Origin of the sequence: Streptacidiphilus pinicola (genome assembly GCF_003258295.1) — a bacterium.
GTDB lineage: Bacteria > Actinomycetota > Actinomycetes > Streptomycetales > Streptomycetaceae > Streptacidiphilus > Streptacidiphilus pinicola.
Genome location: NZ_QKYN01000066.1, coordinates 81,212 through 91,054 on the forward strand (window position 1 = coordinate 81,212; position 9,843 = coordinate 91,054).

Here is a 9,843-nt window from a genome sequence, read left to right on the forward strand (position 1 = left end):
ACTCACGCCTTCGGGGCGACCTTGGCCAGACCGTTGATGATCCGGTCCATGGCGTCGCCTCCCTGCGGGTCGGTCAGGTTGGCGAGCAGCTTCAGCACGAACTTCATCAGCACCGGGTGCGTCAGGCCGTGCTGCGCCGCCATTCGCATCACCAGCGGGTTGCCGATCGCCTTCACGAAGGCGCGGCCCAGCGAGTAGTAGCCGCCGTAGACGTCCTTGAGGATCCGCGGGTACGCCTCCAGCGCCCGCTCCCGCCCCAGGTCCGTGGTCCGGGCCAGCGCCTGCACGATCACGCCGGCCGCGATCTGCCCCGACTCCATCGCGTACGCGATGCCCTCGCCGTTGAACGGGTTGACCATCCCGCCCGCGTCGCCGACCAGCAGGAAGCCGCGGCTGTAGTGCGGCTGCCGGTTGAACGCCATCGGCAGCGCGGCGCCGCGGATCGGCTCGGTCATGTTCTCCGGCGTGTAGCCCCACTCCACGGGCATGCCGGCGCACCAGACCTTGAGCAGCTCGCGGTAGTCGATGTCCTTGAACGACTTGGTGGTGTTCAGCAGACCGAGACCGACGTTGCTGGTGCCGTCGCCCATGCCGAAGATCCAGCCGTAGCCGGGCAGCAGCTTGTCCTGCCCGTCGCGCCGGTCCCACAGCTCCAGCCACGACTCCAGGTAGTCGTCGTCCGCGCGCGGGGAGGTGAAGTACGTCCGGTAGGCGACGCCCATCGGCCGGTCCTCGCGCCGGTGCAGACCGAGCGCGAGCGACAGCCGGGTGGAGTTGCCGTCGGCGGCGACGACGAGCGGCGCGCGGAACTCCACCTCCCGCTTCTCGTCGCCGTCTTCCAGCCTGGCCGTCACGCCGACGACCCGGCCGGTGCGCTCGTCCAGGATCGGGCCGGTGACGTTGCAGCCCTCGTGCAGCTTGGCGCCGGCCTTCTCGGCCTGACGGGCCAGCAGCTCGTCGAAGTCGGCGCGCTTGCGCACCAGCCCGTAGTCCGGGAACGCCGCCAGCTCCGGCCAGTCCAGCTCCAGCCGGACGCCACCACCGATGATCCGCAGGCCCTTGTTGTGCAGCCAGCCGTTCTCCTCGGACACGTCGACGCCCATGTCGACCAGCTGCTTGACCGCGCGCGGCGTCAGCCCGTCGCCGCAGACCTTCTCGCGCGGGAAGCGGGACTTCTCCAGCAGCAGCACCTCCAGGCCCGAGCGGGCCAGGTGGTACGCCGTCGCCGAACCCGCAGGCCCCGCACCGACGACGATCACGTCCGCGTGGGCCTCGGTCGTCTCGCTCACCAGATCGTCTCCTCGCTCGATTGCGGCCTCGATGGCAGCTGTGGGCTGCTGCGAGTCTAGACAGCGACCGCCCGACCCGACGGTAACCCCCACCATCTCCCCGCAGGGAGACCTGGTCGGGCGGGCCTACTCGGCCCTGGTGCCCCGGTGGAGCGAGACGATCCCGCCGGTCAGGTTGCGCCAGGCCACGTTCGACCAGCCCGCCCGCTGCAGCCGCGCCGCCAGGGCCGGCTGGTCCGGCCAGGCGCGGATGGAGTCGGCGAGGTAGACGTACGCGTCCGGGTTGGAGCTGACCGCCTCGGCGACCGGCGGCAGCGCGCGCATCAGGTACTCGGTGTAGACCGTGCGGAACGGCGCCCAGGTCGGGTGGGAGAACTCACAGATCACCACGCGCCCACCGGGCCTGGTGACGCGCAGCATCTCGCGCAGCGCGGCGTCGGTGTCCTGCACGTTGCGCAGCCCGAAGGAGATCGTCACCGCGTCGAAGGCCCCGTCCGCGAACGGCAGCTTCGTCGCGTCCCCCGCCGTCAGCGGGAGCTCCGGGTGCCGGCGCTTGCCCTCACGCAGCATGCCGAGCGAGAAGTCGCACGGCACCACGCGGGCGCCGGCCGCCGCGAACGGCAGCGAGGAGGTGGCGGTGCCGGCGGCCAGGTCCAGCACCCGCTGACCGGGACGCGCGTCCACGGCCCGCGCGACGGCGCGGCGCCACAGGCGCGTCTGGCCCAGCGAGAGAACGTCGTTGGTGAGGTCGTACTTCGCCGCGACGTCGTCGAACATCGAGGCGACCTCGTGCGGCTGCTTGTCCAGGGTGGCTCGGGTCACGCGGCCATTCTCCTCTCAGGATTCCCGTCTCTCAGGATTCCCAGCTCTCAGAGTTACCGTCTCTCAGAGTTACCGTCTCTCAGCATTACCGCCGGCGGTGCACGAGGCGGCCGGCGAGGACCGTGGCGAGGCAGGAGCCGTCCGCGGCGAAGACGGCGAAGTCCGCGCGGGAGCCGACCACGAGCGGCGCGGGCATCCCGACCGGAAGGCCCACCCGCGCGGCGGCGGGCCCGAGGCCCGGATCGTCGTTGAAGGCGCCCGGCGCGACCGCCGTCACCCCGCGCAGCAACAGCGCGTGCACCCGCTCGCGCGGGCTCGGCGCATCCGGCGGCGCGACCTCCCACCCCGTACCCGGCCGGAGTTCACCGGGCCATTCGCGCACACGCGCGCCGGGGTAGTGGGCGCGCAGCGCGTCGACGGCCGCGACGGCGGCGATGCGGTCGCCCTCGACGGCGACCGCGTCGTCGTTCGTGCCCGTGTGGATGGTGAGCATCAGTCGGTTTCGGTCGGTCGTGCGTCAGCCGTCGGCGTTGAGCAGCTTCAGCTCCGGGTGGGCGGTGCCGCCCTCGATCGCCGTGGAGGCGATGTGCGAGAAGACGTGGTCGTCCACCGGGTCGTTGGCCGGGTCGTCGTGGACGACCAGGTGCTCGTAGGTGGTGGCGCGCTGCGCCGGGACGCGACCGGCCGAGCGGATCAGCTGGATCAGCTCCATCCGGTTCGAGCGGTGCTTGGCGCCGGCCGAGGAGACCACGTTCTCCTCCAGCATCACCGAGCCGAGGTCGTCCGCGCCGTAGTGCAGCGACAGCTGGCCCATCTCCTTGCCGACGGTCAGCCAGGAGCCCTGGATGTGCGCGACGTTGTCGAGGAAGAGGCGGGCTACCGCGATCAGCCGCAGGTACTCGAAGAGCGTCGCCTGCGTGCGGCCCTTCAGGTGGTTGTTCTCCGGCTGGTAGGTGTACGGGATGAACGCGCGGAAGCCGCCGGTGCGGTCCTGCACGTCACGGATCATCCGCAGGTGCTCGATCCGCTCGGCGTTGGTCTCGCCGGTGCCCATCAGCATGGTGGAGGTGGACTCGACGCCCAGGTTGTGCGCCAGCTCCATGATCTCCAGCCAGCGCTCGCCGGACTCCTTGAGCGGCGCGATCACCTTGCGCGGCCGCTCGGGCAGCAGCTCGGCGCCCGCGCCCGCGAAGGAGTCGAGGCCGGCCGCGTGGATCCGGCGGATCGCCTCCTCGGCGCTGACGCCGGAGATCCGCGCCATGTGCTCCACCTCGGAGGCCCCGAGGGAGTGGATCACCAGCTGCGGGAAGTCCTTCTTGATGGCGGAGAACGCGCGCTCGTAGTACTCCACGCCGTAGTCCGGGTGGTGGCCGCCCTGGAACATGATCTGGGTGCCGCCGAGCTCGACCGTCTCCGCGCAGCGGCGCAAAATCTCGTCGAGGTCGCGCGACCAGCCCTTCTCGGTGTCCTTCGGCGCGGCGTAGAAGGCGCAGAACTTGCACGCCGTCACGCACACGTTGGTGTAGTTGATGTTGCGCTCGATGATGTACGTCGCGATGTGCTCCGTACCCGCGTACCGTCGGCGGCGCGCGGCGTCGGCCGCCCGGCCGAGCGCGTGCAGCGGCGCGTGCCGGTACAACTCCAGCGCCTCCTCGGCGCTGATGCGCCCCCCGGCCGCCGCGCGGTCGAGGACGGCCTGGAGCTCGGCGGACGGGGTCGAGGAATCAACAGCCAGCGAAGTCACCTCGTCAGACTACGCCAGCGCCTCTCAGCCACCGGGACTGACCCGGTGCAGCCTGCCGCTCGGGTTTCCGGAGAGCGGATCGGTGATCGAGAGCGTCAGCGTCCCGTCGGAGTTCAGGGTGAGCGCCTCCTCGCCGGTGTTCGTACACAGGCCGGTCGGGTAGCTCGCGATCAGCCGCCCCTCGACGGTGATCCGGTCCGCGCTCGCCGTCCGCAGCGTCCACGCGCCGTCACAGACGACCGTCACGCCGAGGCCCGCGTCGCCGATGTTCGCCATGGTGCCGTTCTCACTGCCGATGGCGCTCGGCCGCAGCACCACGTTCTCGGTCTCGCTCTGCAGGCCGTCCTGCGTGGTGATGGTGCCGGTCCAACTCCCGAGAAACGCGGCCGGGATGGCGTTCGGCGAGCTAGGCCCCGGCGAGGGCGGCGACGGCGGCGTCGTGGGCAGCGGCGACGACGGCGATGTCGGCGGCGGTGTCGTAGGCGGTGTCGTAGGCAGCGTCCCCTGGGTGGGCGTGCCCGTCGCACCCGCACCGCCCCCGAGACCTGACGGCGAGCCGCCGTGCGTCGCGGTCAGACCGTACACGAGCGCGCCGACCGCCACGACCGCGAGGCCGACCCCGGAGAGCAGCATCGAACGCGAGCGCGCGGCCCGCGCGGGGGACGGGGTGACGGTCGCGTCCGGGACGACGTCCGTCGGCGTGGGGGTCGGCGCACGGGACGGCGTCGGCGTGGGGGTCGGGGTCGGCGCGGGCATGACCGGCGGTGGGCCGAAGCCGGCCACGGGTTCCGCGTTCAGCGACTCCACGTCCAGCAGCTCCGACGCACGGCGCCCGATCGCGGCCACCAGCGGCGCGGGCAGCCAGCCGGCGTCCATCGCCGGGCCCGTTCCCGAGCCTGTTCCTGCGCCCGTTCCCGAGTCCATCCCCGGGTCCCGGCCGGCCGGGGCGCCGCCGAGGGCCTCGCGGACCTCCGCGGGGGTCGGGCGCTCCGCCGGCTGCTTGGCCAAGCAGCGGGCAATCAGCGCGCGCAGGTCGCCGTCCGCGACGGCGTCCAGCCGCGGTTCCTCGTGGATCACCCGGTACAGCAGCACCGCCGCGCTCACGCTCTCGCCGAACGGCCCGGTGCCCGTCGCCGCGAAGGCCAGCACCCCGCCCAGCGCGAACACGTCCGCGGCCGGGCCCACCGGCCCGTACGCCCCCTCACCGGCCTCGCCCTGCTCCGGCGACATGTAGCCCGGCGAGCCGACCACGAAGCCGGAACGGGTCAGCGCCCGGCTCGTGTCCATCGCGCGGGCGATCCCGAAGTCGATCAGCCGCGGACCGTCCAGTGCCAGCAGCACGTTCGACGGCTTCAGGTCACGGTGGATCAGCCCCACCCCGTGCACCGCGATGAGTGCGTCCGCCAGCCCGATCCCCAGCGCCCGGACCGACGCGTCCGGCAGCGCTCCGGAGCCGCGGACCGCGGCGTCCAGGCTCGGTCCCGGTACATAGCCGGTCGCCACCCACGGCGAAGCGCCCTCGGTGTCCGCGTCCAGCACCGGCGCGGTCCACACCCGCCCGGGCCCCGCGGCCTCACCCACCCGACGGGCCGCCTCCACCTCCTGCCGGAACCGCGCCCGGAAGTTCGGGTCGTCCGCCAGCTCGGAGCGGACCAGCTTGACCGCAACCGTCCGCCCGCCGGGCGTGCGCCCGAGATAGACGCGCCCCATGCCGCCCGCGCCCAGCCGCCCGAGCAGCCGGTAGCCGCCGATCCACTGCGGATCCCCCGCCCCCAAAGGTTCCATGCCCAGCAGTATGGCGGCGGGCGCGGGCGGCTGGTGGGGGTCCCTGGGTGGCGGTGTCGATCAGCTGCCGAGCATCCGCACCTCGTCCGTGGGCGCGCCGATGCGGGCGGCGAACTCGCGCATGCCCTCGATCTGGCGCTCGCCGAAGGAGAAGTCCAGCGCCTCGGTGTAGTAGCGGCGCAGCGTCTCCGCGTCGAAGGACTCCCAGCGCGCCGTCTGCTCGCAGACCTTGTCGATCTCCTCCATGGAGAGGTCGCGCGAGGCGAGGAAGGAGCGGTGCACCTCCCGCACCGTCTCCGGCTCGCGGGACAGGAAGTCCCGGCGGGCGGCGAAGACGGCGAAGACGAACGGCAGCCCGGTCCACTGCTTCCACATCTCGCCCAGGTCGTACACCTGCAGCCCGAGCCGCGGGGCGTCGTGCAGCGAGGCGCGCAGCGCGGCGTCGCCGATCAGCACCCCGGCGTCCGCCTCCTGCATCATCGTGGCGAGGTCCGGCGGACAGGTGTAGTAGTCGGGCGCCACCTCGTACCGCTCGGCCAGCAGCAGCTGCGCCAACCGGACGGAGGTGCGGCTGGTCGAGCCGAGCGCGACGCGGCGCCCGTCGAGCTGGTCGAGTGGCAGCTCGGTGACGATCACGCACGACTGGACCGGCCCGTCACTGCCCACGGCGATGTCGGGCAGCAGGGTCAGCTGGTCGGCGTGCCGCAGGTACTCGACGCAGGAGATCGGTCCGATGTCGAGGTGGCCCGCGACGAGGGCCTCGTTGAGGGCGTCCGGGTTGTCCTTGGTGAGGTCGAGGTCGACCAGACTGCCGGTCCGGCCGAGGCCCCAGTAGAGCGGCAGGCAGTTCAGGAACTGGATGTGTCCGACCCGCGGGCGCTGGTGCCGTGTGTGTTGGCCAGGCTGCTGAGGTTGAGATGCCACGTTGTCCACCTGATGAACAGTAGACCTGCGTCCGGATCATCCCTGGCCGGGGGCGGGGGCGCATGCTAGGGTTTTCCGCAGTTGCAGTTTGATTTCCCATGCAGTACTGGAGCCTGCGGAGCACTTGTGACCGCGGGCTTCTGTGGTTTTCAGAAGCTTTTGCAGAGAAGTAGAAGTACCTGAAGGCTCGGCACGGCGGGGTGATCAGCGCAGCGGACCGGATACCACGGGGTGTGGTGTCCTTTACGTCCCTCGCAAGGAGAACGGTATGGCGACCGGAACCGTCAAGTGGTTCAACGCCGAGAAGGGCTTCGGGTTCATCGCCCAGGACGGCGGCGGCCCGGATGTCTTCGTCCACTACACCGCCATCAACTCGTCGGGCTTCCGCTCGCTCGAGGAGAACCAGGCTGTCGAGTTCGACGTCACCCAGGGCCCGAAGGGCCCGCAGGCCGAGAACGTGAGCCCGCTGTCCTAAGTCGCGCTGCGCCTTGGTAGCACCAAGGGGGCCCGTCCCGCACATGTGTGCGAGGCGGGCCCCCTGCCTTTTGCCTGCGGGCTCCGGAGGCGGGCTTTACAGCGGGCTTTGCGTCGGGGCCTCGCGTCGGGCTTTGCGTTCATGAAGTTATACGTATAACTTCGAACTCATGGGCTATCTCTCCGTGCTGCGCGCCCCCGTCGTGCTCCGCCTCCTCAGCGGGACCCTCATCGGTCGGCTGCCGGCCGGGATGACCGTCGTGGCCATCGCCCTCGCCCTGCACGGCGCGGGCGCCTCCTACGCCCAGATCGGCCTGACCAGCGCCGCCTACGCGGTCAGCGCCGCCGTCGGCGGGCCCGTCCTCGGCCGCACCGTGGACCGTCTCGGCCAGCCGCGCGTGCTGCTCGCCTCCGCGCTGGTCGCCTCGTCCGGCTACGTGCTGCTCGCCCTCGACCCCGGTTCGGCCGCCTTCGCCCTCACCGGCGCCGCTCTGGCCGGGGCGTTCATGCCGCCGCTGGAGCCCTGCCTGCGCTCGCTCTGGCCGGACATCGTCGAGGAGCACCAGCTGGAGACCGCCTACGCGCTCGACTCCGCCTCCCAGCAGGTCCTCTACGTCGCCGGTCCGCTCCTCGTCGCGGGTATCGCCGCGCTGGGCTCGCCGCAGGCCGCGCTCTGGCTCGCCGCCGCGCTCGGCCTGGTCGGCACCCTCGTCGTCGCCACCTCCGGCCCCGCCCGTGCCTGGCGCCCGGCAGCGCACCCGGTCGCGTCGGAGGCTTCGGGCGCGGCCTCCCGCCACCACTGGCTCGGCCCGCTCCGCTCCCCCGGCCTGGTGCTGCTCCTGCTGGCCTTCGCCGGGACGGGGTGGTCCGTCGGCGGCCAGAACATCCTGTTCGTCGCCTACGCCCAGGAGCACCACGGCATCCCCGGCGGCACCGGCCTGCTGCTCGCGCTGGCCGCGCTGGCCGGCCTGCTCGGCGCGCTCGCCTACGGCGCGGTCCGCTGGAAGGCCCCCACCGCCACCCGCACCTGGGCCATGGCCGTCGGCATGGCCGTCTGCTACCTCCCGCTGCTCGCCGTCCCCGGCCCCCTCGGCATGAGCGGCGCCGCCGCGCTCTCGGGAGTCGGCCTCGCCCCGCTGCTCGCCGCCGCCTTCGTCCTCATCGCGGAGCTGGCCCCCACCGGAACCACGACGGAGGCATTCGCCTGGCTCGTCACCGTCTTCTCCACCGGCAACGCGCTCGGCTCCGCCGCCTCCGGCGCCGTGGTCGGCGGCTCGCTGCGCACGGCGGCGCTCGTCGCCTGCGCCGGGATCACCTGCGGCGCACTGCTGCTGGTGGCCTGCCGTCGCCGCCTGCGCCCGGTCGCGACCGGTGCGGAGGCGGACACGGACGCCGGTGCGGGCGTCGCGTTGGAGGATGCTGCGTTGGAAGGCGCTGCGTTGGAAGGCGCTGCGTTGGAAGGCGCTGCGCTGGAGGGCGCGCGGGCCGCCGCCGTGTGAACGGCGGCCGAGGCCGACAGACCGCGCGACGACCGGCCCGGCTAGGCCTTGCCGGTCAACTCCCACTCCCCCACCGTCTCGTAGTGCGCGGGCCCCGCGCCGAGGTAACTGCGCATCAAGCGGAGGGAACCGGCCGTCCACTCCGCGCCCTCGAACTCCGCCAGCGCGGCAGCGAACGGCTTGAGGTCCACGCGGGCCGAGCCGCCGCGCGCGAGCGTCAGGTGGCCGCGGAACGGGCGCTCGTCCACCGCTATCCCGCTGTGCCGCGCCGCAGCGCTCGCGCTCTCGGCGAGACGACGCAGCGCGTGGGTATCCCCTTTGACGCCCGCCCACAGCACGCGGTCGCCGAAGCGCCCGCCCCCGGTTACCCGCAGGACGTGCGCCGGGTGCCGGTGGGCGACCCGCTCCAGCCGGGGTTCCAGTGCCGCGACGTCAGCCGGATCGACCTGGCCGAGAAAGGCCAGCGTCAGGTGCCAGCCCTGCGTCCCTGTCCAGCGCAGTCCCGCCGCACCCGGCAAGTCACGCAAAGGGCTTACGGCCGCGTCCAGTTCCTGCAACGCCGACTCCGGCGGAACGACGGCGAGGAAGAGTCTCATGCGGGAAGTCTGCCTCGCATTCGCTCGAAAGCGGAACGATCAACCACTCGAACGCCCACCGTCCGGAAGCCTGTTGGGCTACAAACGGTCGTATGACCCAGACGAATTCGGCAGACACGGAAACGAACGCGGGCGCAGACGCCGCCACGAACGCGCTGGAGATCCGCATGGCGACCTCGGACGACGTGCCGCGCGTCCTCGCCGTCATGGACGGCATCATGGAATGGCTCGTGAGCCTGGGCCGAACCGCGCAGTGGGGCACCCAACCCTGGTCGGAGAGCGAGGCACTGGTCGACCGCGTCCAGGGCCGGGTCGACCGCGGCGAACTTCGGGTCGCCGCGACCGGGGACGACGAGATCGCCGGCGTCCTCTCCGTCTCGCAGCAACCCGGGCACTACATCCAGGCCGCCGAGGAGCCGGAGCTCTTCATCAACCTGCTGGCCACCAACCGTCGCTTCAAGGGTCGCGACGTCGGCGGCCTACTGATCGCCGAGGCGAAGGCGGAGGCCGCGCGCCGCGGGCTCGGTCTGCTGCGGGTCGACTGCTTCGCCGGGGACGACGGGCGCCTGAAGGACTGGTACGCGAGCCAGGGGTTCACGGAGGTCGAACCGTTTACGGTGCGGCGGGACAGCGGGCCGGACTGGCCGGGGATGCTGTTCGCAATGCGGGTTGAGCTACCTGGGGTCGCGTAGGCGTGGGTGTGGGCCGCT

At 72.2% G+C, this 9,843-nt stretch carries 10 protein-coding genes; 3 read left to right on the forward strand and 7 right to left on the reverse strand.

From position 1 onward, the window contains the following. Positions 1 to 2 precede the first annotated feature (2 nt). The 6 genes from DN069_RS17325 to DN069_RS17350 all read right to left on the reverse strand — a co-directional run bounded on the left by DN069_RS17325 (position 3) and on the right by DN069_RS17350 (position 6,573). Positions 3 to 1,289 (reverse strand): geranylgeranyl reductase family protein, encoded by a 1,287-nt coding sequence (locus DN069_RS17325; RefSeq protein WP_243639350.1) that lies wholly within the window; start codon positions 1,287 to 1,289, stop codon positions 3 to 5. A 126-nt stretch (positions 1,290 to 1,415) separates the two neighbouring features. Beyond that, entirely contained in the window at positions 1,416 to 2,111 is a 696-nt protein-coding gene (locus DN069_RS17330; RefSeq protein WP_111501919.1) for a demethylmenaquinone methyltransferase, read from the reverse strand. An 85-nt stretch (positions 2,112 to 2,196) separates the two neighbouring features. Continuing rightward, on the reverse strand, positions 2,197 to 2,604 hold the full coding sequence (locus tag DN069_RS17335) for an imidazolonepropionase-like domain-containing protein (protein WP_111501920.1): 408 nt from the start codon (positions 2,602 to 2,604) through the stop codon (positions 2,197 to 2,199). Positions 2,605 to 2,628: 24 nt separating this feature from the next. After that, positions 2,629 to 3,846, reverse strand: coding sequence for a cyclic dehypoxanthinyl futalosine synthase (gene mqnC, locus DN069_RS17340; protein ID WP_111501929.1), 1,218 nt, complete (start codon positions 3,844 to 3,846; stop codon positions 2,629 to 2,631). 33 nt (positions 3,847 to 3,879) lie between these two features. Further along, a complete protein-coding gene (locus DN069_RS17345) occupies positions 3,880 to 5,640 on the reverse strand; it encodes a serine/threonine-protein kinase (protein WP_111501921.1) in 1,761 nt (586 codons plus the stop codon). A 60-nt stretch (positions 5,641 to 5,700) separates the two neighbouring features. Next, a complete protein-coding gene (locus DN069_RS17350; RefSeq protein WP_111501922.1) occupies positions 5,701 to 6,573 on the reverse strand; it encodes a menaquinone biosynthetic enzyme MqnA/MqnD family protein in 873 nt (290 codons plus the stop codon). A 259-nt stretch (positions 6,574 to 6,832) separates the two neighbouring features. Here DN069_RS17350 and DN069_RS17355 point away from each other — a divergent pair, with 259 nt between their 5' ends. Together DN069_RS17355 and DN069_RS17360 are read left to right on the forward strand one after the other, a co-directional pair. Then, positions 6,833 to 7,039 carry a cold-shock protein gene (locus DN069_RS17355; protein ID WP_042374690.1) on the forward strand — a complete coding sequence of 69 codons (207 nt, stop codon included), beginning with the start codon at positions 6,833 to 6,835 and terminating at the stop codon, positions 7,037 to 7,039. A 169-nt stretch (positions 7,040 to 7,208) separates the two neighbouring features. Next, on the forward strand, positions 7,209 to 8,537 hold the full coding sequence (locus tag DN069_RS17360; protein WP_207892177.1) for an MFS transporter: 1,329 nt from the start codon (positions 7,209 to 7,211) through the stop codon (positions 8,535 to 8,537). Between the two features lie 41 nt (positions 8,538 to 8,578). Here DN069_RS17360 and thpR read toward each other — a convergent pair whose 3' ends face one another. Next, positions 8,579 to 9,133: an RNA 2',3'-cyclic phosphodiesterase gene (thpR, locus tag DN069_RS17365; protein WP_111501923.1), complete on the reverse strand. Its 555-nt coding sequence runs from the start codon at positions 9,131 to 9,133 to the stop codon at positions 8,579 to 8,581. Positions 9,134 to 9,225: 92 nt separating this feature from the next. On the opposite strand from thpR, the gene DN069_RS17370 reads away from it, so the two are divergent. Next, positions 9,226 to 9,825, forward strand: a complete 600-nt coding sequence (locus DN069_RS17370; protein ID WP_243639352.1) for a GNAT family N-acetyltransferase — start codon at positions 9,226 to 9,228, stop codon at positions 9,823 to 9,825. Positions 9,826 to 9,843 lie beyond the last annotated feature (18 nt).